Below are 14,022 nucleotides of genomic sequence, written 5' to 3' on the forward strand. Positions count from 1 at the left end.
GGGGTGGACACACATCCCTGGTTGGACACAGGCCGTTGTAGGAGCGGGTTCACCCGCGAAGAGGCCGGCACAGGCAACACTGATCAGCAGTCAGTCAACGCCAGAAAGATCGCCGCCAACCGCTCCAGCCCCACCTGGTCCGCTTCGCTGAACCGCCCCACCGTCGGGCTGTCCAGATCCAGCACGCCAATCAACCTGTCGTCTTTCACCAACGGGATCACCAGCTCGCTGTTGGAGGCGCTGTCACAGGCAATGTGGCCCGGGAATGCATGTACATCCTCGACCCGCTGGGTCTGTCGCGTTGCCGCCGCGGCCCCGCACACACCTTTACTGAACGGAATACGCACACACGCCACCTGGCCCTGGAACGGGCCTAGCACCAGCTCTTCGTTGCGGTTGAGGTAGAACCCCGCCCAGTTCAGGTCGTCCACCTGGTTATACAGAAACGCCGAAAACTGCGCGGCATTGGCGATGAAGTCACGCTCGTCGGCGAACAGCGCCTGCACTTGCGCCGCCAGCAGATTGTAGCCGTCGAGGCCGGCGCCACTGGCATTGAGGTCGATCATTTACTTTTGCTCCAGCAATTGCAGCCCGACCCAATAGCGGGCGAACTGATAGGCACAACGGCCATTACGGTTACCGCGGCCGGTGGCCCAGCGCACGGCGAGGATGTCGAGTTCTTCGGTGCGTTGCCACACAAGGCCCGCAGGTTGTGCCAACTGGCCAATCCAGTGTTCCACAACATTCAGGAAGTGGTCCTGAGTGAACGGATAGAACGACAGCCACAGGCCAAAACGGTCAGACAGGGCAATCTTGTCCTCCACCGCTTCGCTGGGGTGCAGCTCGCCGTCCACACGCTTCCAGTTCTCGTTGTCGCTTTCCTTCTCGGGCACCAGGTGGCGGCGGTTGGAGGTGGCGTACAGCAGCACGTTGTCCGGGGCCTGCTCCAGCGAGCCGTCGAGCACGCTCTTGAGCACCCGGTAATCGCCCTCCCCGGCTTCGAACGACAGGTCGTCGCAGAACAGGATGAAACGTTGCGGCAGCTTCTGCAGCTGCTCGACCACCCGCGGCAGGTCGGCCAGGTGGTCACGCTCGATTTCGATCAGGCGCAGGCCGGCGCTGGCGTGCTCGGCCAGCAAAGCACGCACCAGCGACGACTTGCCGGTACCGCGCGAGCCCCACAGCAACGCGTGGTTGGCTGGCAGGCCGTTGATGAACTGGTGGGTGTTGCGGCCCAGTTGGTCGCGCTGTTTGTCGACGCCGATCAGATCGGTCAGACGGATGTCCAGGCTGACCTCCAGTGGCAGCAGGTAGCCGCTGCGGCCATCACGCTGCCAGCGCGCGGCCAGTGTGGTGGTCCAGTCGATGTGCGGGCGCTGTGCCGGCAACAGGGGTTCAAGACGCGCCAGTACCGATTCGGCGCGGTCCAGAAAAGCGATCAAGCGAGCGTCCATGACGACTCCTAACAATTTCAGTTTTTTGGGGGCCGCTGCGCGCCCCTTCGCGGGCTTGCCCGCTCCCACAGGGCTGCGTTCAGCCTGGGGCTAAGCTGTACCTGTGGGAGCGGGCAAGCCCGCGAAGGGGCGCAAAGCGGCCCCCGCTTGGCGATCAACTGAAATGAACAGACAGACCCACCAGCAGCCGGGGCTATTCGGCTATGCTTGCGCAGCGCAAGGAACGGGAAACCGGCTCGGGACTCATGGATATCAAGTTCACCAATCGCCTGTCATACAAGCAAGCCCGGTTGACAGTCCTGGTCGGCTTCATCCTGGGAACATTGCTCAGTCTCATCCAGATCGGCATCGATTATGCCAGCGAAGACGCGTCCATCAACCGTGAAGTGAGCGCGTTGCTGCAAATCAGCCAAAACCCGGCCTCGCGCATCGCCTACAACATCGACTCGGAGCTGGCGCTGGAGCTGACCCGCGGCCTGCTGCAGTCGCCGGCCGTCATCCGCGCACGGCTGATCGACAATAACGAAACGGTACTGGCCGATGTCGAGCGGCCAAAGCTTCAGGACCGCTACCGGCCACTCAGCGACTTCCTGTTCGGCGAGCAGCGCCAGTTCAAGGAACGCCTGTACCTGACCCACATGCCAGAGGAGTACCTGGGCACCCTGTACCTGGACATCGACACCTTCGCCTTCGGCAGCCGCTTTCTCGACCGTGCCGGCATCACCCTGCTCAATGGTTTTGCCCGCAGCCTGGTGCTGACCGGCATCCTGCTGGCGCTGTTCTACATGATGCTGACCAAGCCGCTGGTGACGGTGATCGGCGCACTCAGCGGCAGCGACCCGCGCAAACCCCGGCAAACTCGCCTGGAATGCCCACACGGGCACGAGCATGACGAAATCGGCGTGCTGGTGAAGGTCGCCAACCAGCAGTTCGTCAGCATGGCCACCGAGATCGAACAGCGTCGCACCGCGGAAAACCGTCTGACCCAGTATCTGAACGAGCTGGAAGACATCGTGTCGGCGCGCACCAACGAGCTCAAGGCCAGCAACAGCAGCCTGAGCCTGTCCAATCAGGAGCTGGAACAAGCCCGTAGCCGAGCGCTGGACATGGCCCAGGCACGCGCCGCCTTCCTGGCCAACATGAGCCACGAAATCCGCACCCCGCTCAACGGCATGCTCGGCATGATCGCCCTGGCACTGGACAACCCGCTGCCCAGCGAGCAACGCCAGCAACTGGCGATCGCCCATGACTCGGGCAAGGTGCTGGTAGAGCTGCTGAACGATATTCTCGATTTGTCCAAGTTCGATGCCGGCCAACTGGAACTGGAACGCATTGCGTTCGACATGGGCTCGATGGTGGAAGACACCGCCAACCTGCTGTCGCAGAACACCGCGCAAAGCGTGGAACTGACCTGCCTGATCGCCAGCGACTTCCCCAGCAGCGTGCTCGGCGACCCCACGCGTGTGCGGCAGATCGTCAGCAACCTGCTGTCCAACGCGCTGAAGTTCACCCGCTTTGGCCGCGTCGATGTGCGCTTGGTGGCCATTGTCGGCGGTGTGCGTCTGGAGGTACGGGATACCGGCATCGGCATCCCCGAAGACGCCCAGGCGCGCATCTTCCAGCCCTTCACCCAGGCCGGTGCCGGCATCACCCGCCAGTACGGTGGTACCGGCCTGGGCCTGGCGCTGACGCGCAACCTGTGCAAGGCCATGCAGGGCCACCTGCACATTCGCTCCGAGCCAGGCTTTGGCAGCTGTTTTACCGCCGAGTTGCCGTTGACCGTGCACACCGAAGCCATCCCGCCGGCGCCCTTGCATGGCCGCGTGGCAGCACTGAGCGCAGCCGGCAGCGGGCTCAGTGAACTGTTGCAGCACTTGCTGCCCGCCTGGGGCCTGACCTACCAGCGCCATGACAGTTGCGCCACGCTGGATGCCGGAGCGATCGACCTGTTGATCACCGACGACGTCGAGCACCTGTTCGAGCTGCGCCCGGCATTGAATACCCCGATTCTGCTGGTGACTGCCTACGGCAACTTCCTGCCCAACGAGCAGTCCTTGGCCTTGGCCCCGCTGCACCAGTTGGCCCGGCCATTGGCACGCAACGCCCTGTACCAGACCCTGCGCCGCACCTTGCAAGGCCATGAGCCCGAACACCCGCTGGCCATCCCGGCCATTACCCAGGAGCAAGGCCGTGCGAGGATTCTGCTGGTAGAGGACAACCCGGTGAACCAGCTGGTGGCCAAGGGCATGCTGGCCAAGCTCGGCTGCCAGGTGCAACTGGCCACCCAGGGCGCGGAGGCCCTTGAGCTGCTGGAGCGTGAGGAATTCGACCTGGTGCTGATGGACTGCAACATGCCGGTGATGGACGGCTACGAGGCCAGCCGGCGTATCCGCCAAAGCGGCCGCTGGCCCGCGTTGCCAATCGTCGCCCTCACCGCCAACGCGATGCCCGAAGAGCGCGAACGCTGCCGGGCGGCGGGCATGAACGACTACCTGGCCAAGCCATTCCGCCGCGAAGAGCTACTGGCCCTGGTCGACCACTGGGTACCCTTCAGCGGCTGAGCAAACGCTCGATGTCCGCCTCCAGGGCCTGTGGCTTGGTGGTGGGGGCATAGCGCTTGACCTGGCCACTGGCCGGGTCGACCAGAAACTTGGTGAAGTTCCATTTGATCTTCTGGCTACCCAGAATGCCCGGGCCGCGCCGCTTGAGTTCGACGAACAGAGGGTGAGCGCCCGGGCCGTTGACCTCGACCTTGCGAAACAGCGGGAAAGTCACGCCGAAATTACGCTCGCAGAACTGCGCAATTTCCCGTGCATCGCCAGGTTCCTGCTTGCCGAACTGGTTGCACGGAAAGCCCAGTACCACCAGGCCACGGTCGCGGTAGGCCTGCCACAGTTGCTCCAGGCCCTTGTACTGTGGGGTAAAACCGCACTGGCTGGCAGTATTGACCACCAACAGCACCTTGCCCGGGAAGTCGCCGAGCGTCTTGTGCTCGCCACCAAGGGTCACGCAGGGTATGTTCAGCATCGTTGCAGCCATGATCGGGCTCCGGTCAGTCGCGCGGACGAAGGTCGATGCACACCGAGTTGATGCAGTAGCGCAGACCGGTCGGTGGTGGGCCGTCAGGGAACACATGCCCCAGGTGCGCATCGCAACGGGCGCAGGTGACTTCGGTGCGAATCATGCCGTGGGATGTGTCGCGGATCTCGATCATCGCACTGTCCTCGATCGGCGCGTAGAAGCTCGGCCAGCCGCAGCCGGCGTCGAACTTGGTCTGCGCATCGAACAGCGCCAGGCCGCAGCAGATGCAATGGTAGATGCCATCGCGGCGCTCGCTGTTGTACTTGCCGCTGAATGGCCGCTCGGTGCCCTTGAGGCGGCATACCTGGTACTGCTCGGGGTCGAGCATCGACCGCCATTCGTCCAGGGTTCTTTCGATCTTTTTCATGTAGGGACCTCGGCAGGCTGAATTTCACCCCACACCGTCTTTTCCGGGGCGCGGGTGGCACGTATATTAGTCGGCTTCGTGTGCCAGGCGTTCAGTCTGGCACCCGCTTCCTGCCCTTTCAAACCTTTCGGCGGGGCGTAGCGCGTTTTCTCAACCGGGATCCCATCATGCAGTTCAGCAAATCGAACAAGCTCGCCAATGTCTGCTACGACATTCGCGGCCCAGTGCTCAAGCACGCCAAACGCCTGGAGGAGGAAGGCCACCGCATCCTCAAGCTGAACATCGGCAACCCGGCGCCGTTTGGCTTCGAGGCGCCTGATGAAATCCTGCAGGATGTGATCCGCAACCTGCCTACCGCCCAGGGCTACAGCGACTCCAAAGGCCTGTTCAGCGCCCGCAAGGCGGTGATGCAGTACTGCCAGCAGAAGGAAATCGAAGGCGTCACCATCGAGGACATCTACCTGGGTAATGGTGTGTCCGAGCTGATCGTCATGTCGATGCAGGCGCTGCTCAACAACGGCGACGAAGTGCTGATCCCGGCCCCCGACTACCCGCTGTGGACAGCCGCCGTGAGCCTGGCCGGCGGCAAGCCGGTGCACTACCTGTGCGACGAGCAGGCCGACTGGTTCCCTGACCTCGAGGACATCAAGGCCAAGATCACCCCGAACACCAAGGCGCTGGTGATCATCAACCCGAACAACCCGACCGGCGCCGTCTACTCCAAAGAACTGCTGCTGGGCATGCTGGAACTCGCCCGCCAACACAACCTGGTGGTGTTCTCCGACGAGATCTACGACAAGATCCTGTACGACGAAGCCGTGCACATCAGCACCGCCTCGCTGGCCCCGGACCTGCTGTGCCTGACCTTCAACGGCTTGTCCAAGTCGTACCGGGTGGCGGGTTTCCGTTCCGGCTGGCTGATCATCTCCGGGCCCAAGCACCACGCACACAGCTACATCGAAGGCATCGACATGCTGGCCAACATGCGCCTGTGCGCCAACGTGCCGGCCCAGCACGCCATCCAGACTGCGCTGGGCGGCTACCAGAGCATCAACGACCTGGTGCTGCCACCGGGGCGCCTGCTGGAGCAGCGCAACCGCACCTACGAACTGCTCAACGATATCCCCGGTGTCAGCTGCGTGAAGCCGATGGGGGCGCTGTATGCGTTCCCGCGGATCGACCCGAAGGTTTGCCCGATCCTCAACGACGAGAAGTTCGCCCTTGACCTGCTGCTGTCGGAGAAGCTGCTGATCGTACAAGGGACGGCGTTCAACTGGCCGTGGCCGGACCACTTCCGCGTGGTGACCTTGCCACGGGTGGATGACCTGGAAGCGGCAATTGGCCGGATCGGCAATTTCCTTAAGGGTTATTCGCAGTAGGGTTCGACGGGGGGCGACGACGAGAGTTTCGACGAGGGGTTCGACGAAAGGTTGATGGTGGGGCGTAGATCGAGCGCCGCCCGCGCGGCGCTTCGCGGGTAAACCCGCTCCTACGTTTGTTTCGGGCCAGTTCATCCTGTGCCAGGCGCGCGCGATCGCCTTGTTTGTACGACGCGATATCGAGCCATGCGCCAGGGCGTTCGCGCGCAAATCCCACAGGCATAATTGGCCCGAAACAAACGTAGGAGCGGGTTTACCCGCGAAGCGCCGCGCGGGCGGCGCTCGATCTCACAGGCGCCACACCACTTGCGGCAAACACCCAGCGGCCTTGACGCAGCCCCCAAGCCGAATGTTTCTTACATCCTGCAACGCTCTATCCCACAGCCCGCAGGCCATCCTCTGCCATACTCCGCCGTACACAGTTTGAAATAGTCCCCCGATTGAATCGGCGCGGCAGGCCCCTTATATACCCCGCAGTAAGCGACAACTCATCCGTCAGGAGAACGTAACAACCATGATGCGCATTCTGTTGTTTGTAGCCACCAACCTCGCGGTGGTGCTGGTTGCAAGCATTACCCTGAGCCTGTTCGGTTTCAACGGGTTCATGGCCGCCAACGGGGTCGACCTGAACCTCAGCAGCCTGCTGGTGTTCTGCGCCGTGTTCGGCTTTGCCGGCTCCCTCGTCTCGCTGTTCATCTCCAAGTGGATGGCGAAGATGACCACCGGCACCCAGATCATCAGCCAACCGCGCACCCGCCACGAGCAGTGGCTGCTGCAAACGGTCGAAGAGCTGTCTCGCGAAGCGGGCATCAAAATGCCCGAAGTGGGTATCTTCCCGGCATACGAGGCCAACGCCTTCGCCACCGGCTGGAACCGCAACGACGCGCTGGTAGCGGTGTCTCAGGGCCTGCTGGAGCGCTTCTCGCCCGATGAAGTGCGCGCGGTACTGGCCCACGAGATCGGCCACGTTGCCAACGGCGACATGGTCACCCTGGCGCTGGTGCAGGGCGTGGTGAACACCTTCGTGATGTTCTTTGCACGTATCATCGGCAACTTTGTCGACAAGGTGATCTTCAAGAACGAAGAGGGCCAAGGCATTGCCTACTATGTCGCAACCATCGTTGCCGAGCTGATCCTTGGCATCCTGGCCAGCATGATCGTGATGTGGTTCTCGCGCCGCCGCGAATTCCGCGCCGACGAAGCCGGTGCGCAACTGGCCGGTACTGCGGCGATGATCGGCGCCCTGCAGCGCCTGCGCGTGGAACAAGGCCTGCCAGTGCACATGCCTGACACCATGAAGGCCTTCGGCATCAATGGCGGCCTCAAGCACGGCCTGGCCGGGTTGCTGATGAGCCACCCACCGCTGGAAGACCGCATCGAGGCCCTGCGTCAGCGCGGCTGATTCACCTGTTAAAAACAAAGGGCGACTTCGGTCGCCCTTTTTTATTCCCGGCCTTACGCAGCCTTCTGTGGGAGCGGGCGCGCCCGCGAACACCGGCAAAGCCGGTGCCTTCTACCGCGTCGCCTGTTTCGCGGGCGCGCCCGCTCCCACATGGGCCGGGGCAGCCTGCCCTACCTGCTTACTGGCCGAGCCGGTACACCCGCTCCAACAAGCTCAACGCCCCGGCCTGCATGAACTTCGGGCTGTCCTCAATCACCTCCACTGCCTCCAGCTGCTCCACCTGCCACCCCGCAAACCCCTGTCTCAGCTCTTCATCCCCGACCGAAAACGGCGGTCCGGCCAACAACGACTGGTCATACTCCAGCGTCACCACCAACCCACGGCAATTCGCCGGCAGCAAACCCGACAACAGCTGCATATACCGCGTACGCATCTGCACCGGCAGCGCAATCACCGCCGCCCGGTCATACAGCCCCGCACAGTCAGCGACATCTTCTGCTCGCAAGGCAAAGAAATCGCCACACCAGAGTTGCACATCTCCACTGCGCCAAACTTCAAATGCGCCCTGCTGCCGCACCTCGGGCTCAAGCCCGTGCTCACGGAAAAAATCCTCCACCGCCCGCCGCGACAGCTCTACACCCAATACGCGATAGCCCTGCCCAGCCAGCCAGGCCAGGTCCAGGCTCTTGCCGCACAACGGCACCAGCACGCGGCTGCCGGGCGCCAACTGCAACTGTGGCCAATACGTCTGCAGATAGGGGTTCACCTGCGCTTGGTGAAAGCCGATCTGGTTGTCGGCCCACCGCTGCTGCCAGAACGCTGGTTCCATGATCACTCCCGATTTTTAGATGATTTGTCGGTAAAACTTGGTTTGGATTTCGATCTGTAGTTAATCGATGATGGTTGCATCTTAACCTTCAGGACCCCGCCATGCTGCCCAGCCTGTTCATTTCCCATGGTTCCCCCATGCTTGCCCTGCAACCCGGCGCCAGCGGGCCGGCACTGTCCGGATTGGCCAACGCGCTGCCCCGGCCGAAAGCGATCGTGGTGGTGTCGGCACACTGGGAAAGCCGCGAGCTGCTGGTCACCGGCAGCGCACAGCCCGAAACCTGGCACGACTTCTACGGCTTCCCACCGGCCCTGTATGCGGTGCAGTACCCGGCGCCGGGCGAGCCCGGGCTTGCTGGCCAGGTCAGCGAGCGATTGAAGGCTGCGGGGTTACCCGCGCGGCTGGATATGCAACGCCCATTCGACCATGGCGCCTGGGTGCCGCTGTCGCTGATGTACCCGGATGCGCGCATTCCCGTGGTGCAGGTTTCACTACCCAGCCACATGGGGCCGGCGCTGCAGCTGAAGGTGGGCCAGGCACTGGCGGGGTTGCGTGCCGAGGATGTACTGCTGATGGGTTCGGGCAGCATTACCCACAACCTGGGTGAGCTGGACTGGCATGCGGGGCCGGATGTGATCGAGCCGTGGGCGATGGCGTTCAGGGATTGGGTGGTAGACCGACTGCAGGAGGATGACCAGGCGGCGTTGCTGGATTACCGGCAGCAGGCGCCGTTTGCGCTGCGCAACCATCCCAGTGATGAGCATTTGCTGCCGCTGTTCTTTGCCCTCGGGGCCGGGAGCAAGTTCGGCGTGGTGCATCAGGGGTTTACCCTGGGCGCGCTGGGGATGGACATCTATCGGTTCGACTGAAGGGCCTCTTCGCGGGCAAGCCCGCTCCTACATGTGGGGTACCTGTAGGAGCGGGCTTGCCCGCGAAAGGGCCGGTACAGGCAAAAAAAATCCCCGACCTAAGCCGGGGATTCTTTCATTACGCCAGGATCAATCCTCGCGGTAGCGACGCAGCTTCAACTGCTTGCCAGCCACGCGGGTGTCCTTGAGCTTGGACAGCAGCTTCTCGAGGCCGTCTTCCGGCAGCTCGACCAGGCTGAAGCTGTCGCGCACCTGGATGCGGCCGATAGCGTCACGCGCCAGGCCACCTTCGTTGAGGATCGCACCCAGCAGGTTCTTGGCAGCGATGCCATCACGGGCACCCAGGGCGGTACGGCAACGCACGCGGCCTTCGGCCAACGGCAGCGGCGCACGACGCTCACGGTCACCACGGTCAGGGCGCTCGCCACGCTCACCGCGCTCGGTACGCTCACCACGCGGGGCAAAGCTCGGTACCAGCGGCTGCTCACGCTCTACCGCCGCCAGGTCCAGCGCCTGGCCATTGGTGGCCTTGCGCAGCAGGGCCGAAGCCAGTGCACGCGCGCTGCAACCCAGGTCGGTGGTCAGGCGGTCGAACAGCTCGCCGTGGGTGGCTTCTGCTTCGGCTACCAGCGGCGCCAGGCTCGAGGTCAGCTTCTTGATGCGGGCATCCAGCACGGCCTGTGCATTAGGCAGGCGCGCTTCGGCAACCTTCTGCCCGGTTACACGCTCGATCACCTGCAGCATGCGGCGCTCACGCGGGGTAACCAGCAACAGTGCACGGCCATCGCGACCGGCACGGCCAGTACGGCCGATACGGTGTACGTAGGACTCCGGGTCGTACGGCATGTCGACGTTGAATACGTGAGTGATGCGCGGTACGTCCAGGCCACGGGCAGCGACGTCGGTGGCGACGACGATGTCCAGGCGGCCATCCTTGAGCGAGTCGATCACACGCTCACGCTGGTTCTGGGCGATGTCGCCGTTCAGTGCAGCAGCCTTGTAGCCTTTGGCTTCCAGCGCGGCGGCCAGGTCCAGGGTGGCTTGCTTGGTACGTACGAAGGCGATCAGCGCGTCGAACTCTTCCACTTCCAGCAGACGCAGCACAGCCGGGATCTTCTGGTCCGCGTGGACCATCAGGTGGGCCTGCTCGATCGCGGTAACGGTCTGGGTCTTGGTCTGGATCTTGACGTGCTTGGGTTCACGCAGGTGACGCTCGGCGATCGAACGGATCGACGACGGCAGGGTTGCGGAGAACAGTACGGTCTGACGGGTAGCCGGGATTGCGTCGAAGATCACTTCGAGGTCATCCATGAAGCCCAGCTTCAGCATCTCGTCGGCTTCGTCCAGTACCAGGTACTGTACGGTCGACAAGACTTTTTCGTCACGACGCAGGTGGTCGCACAGACGGCCCGGGGTGGCCACGACGATTTGCGCGCCGTTGCGGATCGCACGCAGCTGTGGGCCCATCGGGGCACCACCGTAGACGGCGACAACGTTCACGCCCGGCATCTGCTTGGCGTAGGTTTCGAAAGCGGTAGCAACTTGCAGCGCCAACTCACGGGTTGGCGCCAGGATCAGGGCTTGCGGTTCGCGCTTGCTCACATCGATCTTGTTCAGGATCGGCAGGGCGAAGGCAGCGGTTTTGCCGGTGCCAGTCTGCGCCTGGCCGATCATGTCGTGACCGGCGAGGATGATCGGGATCGATTGTTGCTGAATGGCGGACGGCTCTTCATAGCCGGTAGCCACAACGGCAGCAACAATGTTCGGGTTAAGATCGAGAGCGGCGAAGCCGCCGGTTTCCTGGGTCATGGGTCTGCCTCTAGGTGCATCCGCAAAGACCCATGCTCCAAAGCTGCACATGCCTTGAAAGACCGTCAGGTCACCCAGGCAGCTTTGGCGGCGGGGATTTGCGAAAACGATTGAAAAAGAAAACTTGGGAAGGTCCGCCTAGCGGACGCGCAGCCGAAGCTGGACTCGGAGGATTTGCACCACCTGATTTTGAGGTCCGCTAAAAGACCGGCGCGTACTATACCTGAAATAGTCACGTACGTGAGGAAAATTTTCACGGGTGCAGGGCCAGCATCGGGCCACCAAGCACGACAGGCTGAATCGATAATCCCCTGAAGCCGTGCGCGCTCGGTGTCGCAGCGGTTGAGCCTTTCAGGTAGCCGGCCGAATCTCGCGGATCAGCCCATCGAGGCTGTACCCCAAACGGGGCGCCAGCGCTTCGGCCCGGGCTCTCAAACCGTCCAGGTCCAGCGACTGCTCCAGGTCTGCCGGCACCAGCAGAATCACATTGCCCTCCTTCACAGGCAGTTCCCAGTAATGCCGGTGGTACAACCCGCGCAACAACGCTGCGCCCAGCGGCCTGCCATCATCGGTGGCCCACTGGTTGATAACCAGCCAGCCGCCCGGGTTCAGGTGTTGCTGGCAGTTCTCCAGAAAGTTCCACGCCAGGTGCCCGACCCCAGGACCATGGTCGGTGTACAAGTCAACGAACAGCAGGTCGGCCTTCTCTGCCGTGGGCAGCAACTCCAGGGCATCGCCGATGCGCACATACAGCCGTGGGTCGTCGTCCAGGCCCAGGTAATCCATGGCCAGGCGCGGCACATCCGGGCGCAGCTCGATGGCCTCGATGTCTTCCAACGGCAGGAACTTCATGCAGGCCTGGGTCAGCGTGCCGGCGCCCAGGCCCAGAAACAGCGCGCTCTCCGGCGATTCGTGGCACAGCGCCCCCACCAGCATGGCGCGGGTATAGTCGTACTCCAGCCAGCTGGGGTCGGCCGTGAACACACAGCTTTGCTCGATCGCATCGCCGAACTCCAGAAAGCGGTAGTCGTCTACTTCGTACACGCTGATGACGCCAAAAGCATCCTCCACCCGTGCCAGCAGCCGCTCTTGCCGTTCCGCCGTCATGTCCACCACCCACCTGCGCAAAAACGCGCATTGTCCGCCAACACCCTGGATGCAACAAGCGCAGCGCCAACTGTTACCATGGCCCATAGCCTACAACCGACAAGACCGAGCCCAAGATGAACCAACCGTGGAGCCCCGACAGCTGGCGCGCCCTGCCGATCCAGCAGCAACCGACCTACCCCGATGCTGCGCACCTGCTGAAGGTTGAACAGACCCTGGCCAGCTACCCGCCGCTGGTGTTCGCGGGTGAGGCACGCGAGCTGCGCCGGCAGTTTGCCGAAGTCACTGAAGGCCGTGCCTTCCTGCTTCAGGGCGGCGACTGCGCCGAGAGCTTCGCCGAGTTCTCGGCTGCAAAAATCCGCGACACCTTCAAGGTGCTGCTGCAAATGGCCATTGTCATGACCTTTGCCGCCGGCTGCCCGGTAGTGAAAGTGGGGCGTATGGCCGGGCAGTTCGCCAAACCCCGCTCATCTGGCGATGAAACCATCGGCGACATCACCCTCCCCGCCTACCGCGGCGACATCGTCAACGGCATAGGTTTCGACGCCAAAAGCCGTATTCCGGACCCGGATCGCCTGCTGCAGGCCTACCACCAGGCCACCGCCAGCCTCAACTTGCTGCGCGCGTTCGCCCAGGGCGGGTTTGCCGACCTGCACCAGGTGCACAAGTGGAACCTGGACTTCATCGCCAACTCGGCACTGGCCGACAAGTACCACCAGTTGGCCAATCGCATCGATGAGACCCTGGCGTTCATGCGTGCCTGTGGCCTGGACAGCGCGCCGCAACTGCGCGAAACCAGCTTCTTCACGGCCCACGAAGCGCTGCTGCTGAACTATGAAGAAGCCTTCGTGCGCCAGGACAGCCTGACCGGCGACTACTACGACTGCTCGGCGCACATGCTGTGGATCGGCGACCGCACCCGCCAGCTCGATGGGGCACATGTGGAGTTCCTGCGTGGCGTGCACAACCCGATTGGGGTCAAGGTTGGCCCGAGCATGAACCCCGAAGAGCTGATCCGCCTGATCGACACGCTCAACCCGGCCAATGACCCGGGGCGTTTGAACCTGATCGTGCGCATGGGCGCGGGCAAGGTTGGCGACCACTTGCCGGGGCTGATCCGCACGGTCGAGCGCGAGGGGCGCAAGGTGCTGTGGAGTTCCGATCCGATGCACGGCAACACCATCAAGGCCAGCAGCGGTTACAAGACCCGCGATTTTGCGCAGATTCTGGATGAGGTGAAGCAGTTCTTCCAGGTGCACCAGGCTGAGGGCAGCCATGCCGGCGGTATCCATATCGAGATGACTGGGCAAAACGTCACCGAATGCATCGGTGGTGCCCGGCCGATCACCGAGGATGCGTTGTCTGACCGGTATCACACTCATTGTGATCCGCGGATGAATGCTGATCAGTCGCTGGAGTTGGCGTTCCTGATTGCCGAAACCCTCAAGCAGGTGCGGCGCTGAGCGCTTTTCGCTTTTCGCTTTTGCTTCTAAGCGCGCGGTAGTTCAGGCGACGCAGATTGCGACTTCAGGAGGCCGAGTGGAGGCCTTGCGGAGGGAGATGACGGGCATGGATGCCCGTCAAGCGCTGAGGCCCCATGGATGGGGCCTGCAGCGCGTGCTCCCGGGAGCAAGGCCGGAGCGAGGGGACCCCGGAGCGTAGCGCAGGGGCCGGATGATGGGAGCCGACGGTTTTTGGTCCCTTTTTGCCACGACAAAAAGGGAC

General features: G+C 63.0%; 11 protein-coding genes and 1 pseudogene. 5 read left to right on the plus strand and 7 right to left on the minus strand.

The annotated features are described in order from the left end of the window. Window positions 1–83: 83 nt before the first annotated feature. Both ACF8GF_RS20390 and ACF8GF_RS20395 read right to left on the minus strand, forming a co-directional pair. Window positions 84–566: a GAF domain-containing protein gene (locus tag ACF8GF_RS20390; protein ID WP_176685764.1), complete on the minus strand. Its 483-nt coding sequence runs from the start codon at window positions 564–566 to the stop codon at window positions 84–86. Next, a complete protein-coding gene (locus tag ACF8GF_RS20395) occupies window positions 567–1,454 on the minus strand; it encodes an ATP-binding protein (protein ID WP_176685763.1) in 888 nt (295 codons plus the stop codon). A gap of 203 nt (window positions 1,455–1,657) precedes the next feature. Here ACF8GF_RS20395 and ACF8GF_RS20400 point away from each other — a divergent pair, with 203 nt between their 5' ends. Continuing rightward, a complete protein-coding gene (locus tag ACF8GF_RS20400; protein ID WP_176685762.1) occupies window positions 1,658–4,015 on the plus strand; it encodes a response regulator in 2,358 nt (785 codons plus the stop codon). On the opposite strand, the gene ACF8GF_RS20405 is transcribed toward ACF8GF_RS20400, so the two are convergent. Both ACF8GF_RS20405 and msrB read right to left on the minus strand, forming a co-directional pair. Continuing rightward, on the minus strand, window positions 4,005–4,493 hold the full coding sequence (locus tag ACF8GF_RS20405) for a glutathione peroxidase (RefSeq protein ID WP_176685761.1): 489 nt from the start codon (window positions 4,491–4,493) through the stop codon (window positions 4,005–4,007). The two genes, ACF8GF_RS20400 and ACF8GF_RS20405, sit on opposite strands and share 11 nt — an antisense overlap. A gap of 13 nt (window positions 4,494–4,506) precedes the next feature. Then, window positions 4,507–4,902, minus strand: a complete 396-nt coding sequence (gene msrB, locus ACF8GF_RS20410) for a peptide-methionine (R)-S-oxide reductase MsrB (protein WP_176685760.1) — start codon at window positions 4,900–4,902, stop codon at window positions 4,507–4,509. A gap of 167 nt (window positions 4,903–5,069) precedes the next feature. On the opposite strand from msrB, the gene ACF8GF_RS20415 reads away from it, so the two are divergent. Then, window positions 5,070–6,281 carry a pyridoxal phosphate-dependent aminotransferase gene (locus tag ACF8GF_RS20415; protein ID WP_003247100.1) on the plus strand — a complete coding sequence of 404 codons (1,212 nt, stop codon included), beginning with the start codon at window positions 5,070–5,072 and terminating at the stop codon, window positions 6,279–6,281. A gap of 514 nt (window positions 6,282–6,795) precedes the next feature. Continuing rightward, a complete protein-coding gene (gene htpX / locus ACF8GF_RS20420) occupies window positions 6,796–7,683 on the plus strand; it encodes a protease HtpX (RefSeq protein ID WP_010952899.1) in 888 nt (295 codons plus the stop codon). Between the two features lie 178 nt (window positions 7,684–7,861). On the opposite strand, the gene ACF8GF_RS20425 is transcribed toward htpX, so the two are convergent. After that, window positions 7,862–8,512, minus strand: a complete 651-nt coding sequence (locus ACF8GF_RS20425; RefSeq protein WP_392487885.1) for a thiopurine S-methyltransferase — start codon at window positions 8,510–8,512, stop codon at window positions 7,862–7,864. 101 nt (window positions 8,513–8,613) lie between these two features. On the opposite strand from ACF8GF_RS20425, the gene ACF8GF_RS20430 reads away from it, so the two are divergent. Continuing rightward, a complete protein-coding gene (locus ACF8GF_RS20430; RefSeq protein WP_176685758.1) occupies window positions 8,614–9,381 on the plus strand; it encodes a class III extradiol ring-cleavage dioxygenase in 768 nt (255 codons plus the stop codon). 129 nt (window positions 9,382–9,510) lie between these two features. On the opposite strand, the pseudogene ACF8GF_RS20435 reads toward ACF8GF_RS20430, so the two are convergent. After that, a pseudogene (locus ACF8GF_RS20435) lies at window positions 9,511–11,224 on the minus strand (DEAD/DEAH box helicase). 317 nt (window positions 11,225–11,541) lie between these two features. Further along, the gene (locus ACF8GF_RS20440) at window positions 11,542–12,297 is read right to left on the minus strand and encodes a spermidine synthase (protein ID WP_010952896.1); all 756 of its coding nucleotides are present in this window, start codon (window positions 12,295–12,297) and stop codon (window positions 11,542–11,544) included. 116 nt (window positions 12,298–12,413) lie between these two features. On the opposite strand from ACF8GF_RS20440, the gene ACF8GF_RS20445 reads away from it, so the two are divergent. Continuing rightward, a complete protein-coding gene (locus ACF8GF_RS20445) occupies window positions 12,414–13,760 on the plus strand; it encodes a class II 3-deoxy-7-phosphoheptulonate synthase (protein ID WP_209964332.1) in 1,347 nt (448 codons plus the stop codon). Window positions 13,761–14,022 lie beyond the last annotated feature (262 nt).

The sequence above is a fragment of the Pseudomonas sp. yb_5 genome, from assembly GCF_043103865.1.
In the GTDB taxonomy this organism is placed as follows: Bacteria; Pseudomonadota; Gammaproteobacteria; order Pseudomonadales; family Pseudomonadaceae; genus Aquipseudomonas; species Aquipseudomonas putida_Y.

Excerpts from the sequence above, each read along its gene's own strand:
- ACF8GF_RS20390 (WP_176685764.1), bottom strand. The coding sequence starts at position 566 with ATGATCGACCTCAATGCCAGTGGCGCCGGCCTCGACGGCTACAATCTG.
- ACF8GF_RS20395 (WP_176685763.1), bottom strand. The coding sequence starts at position 1,454 with ATGGACGCTCGCTTGATCGCTTTTCTGGACCGCGCCGAATCGGTACTG.
- ACF8GF_RS20400 (WP_176685762.1), top strand. The coding sequence starts at position 1,658 with ATGCTTGCGCAGCGCAAGGAACGGGAAACCGGCTCGGGACTCATGGAT.
- ACF8GF_RS20405 (WP_176685761.1), bottom strand. The coding sequence starts at position 4,493 with ATGGCTGCAACGATGCTGAACATACCCTGCGTGACCCTTGGTGGCGAG.
- msrB (WP_176685760.1), bottom strand. The coding sequence starts at position 4,902 with ATGAAAAAGATCGAAAGAACCCTGGACGAATGGCGGTCGATGCTCGAC.
- ACF8GF_RS20415 (WP_003247100.1), top strand. The coding sequence starts at position 5,070 with ATGCAGTTCAGCAAATCGAACAAGCTCGCCAATGTCTGCTACGACATT.
- htpX (WP_010952899.1), top strand. The coding sequence starts at position 6,796 with ATGATGCGCATTCTGTTGTTTGTAGCCACCAACCTCGCGGTGGTGCTG.
- ACF8GF_RS20425 (WP_392487885.1), bottom strand. The coding sequence starts at position 8,512 with ATGGAACCAGCGTTCTGGCAGCAGCGGTGGGCCGACAACCAGATCGGC.
- ACF8GF_RS20430 (WP_176685758.1), top strand. The coding sequence starts at position 8,614 with ATGCTGCCCAGCCTGTTCATTTCCCATGGTTCCCCCATGCTTGCCCTG.
- ACF8GF_RS20440 (WP_010952896.1), bottom strand. The coding sequence starts at position 12,297 with ATGACGGCGGAACGGCAAGAGCGGCTGCTGGCACGGGTGGAGGATGCT.
- ACF8GF_RS20445 (WP_209964332.1), top strand. The coding sequence starts at position 12,414 with ATGAACCAACCGTGGAGCCCCGACAGCTGGCGCGCCCTGCCGATCCAG.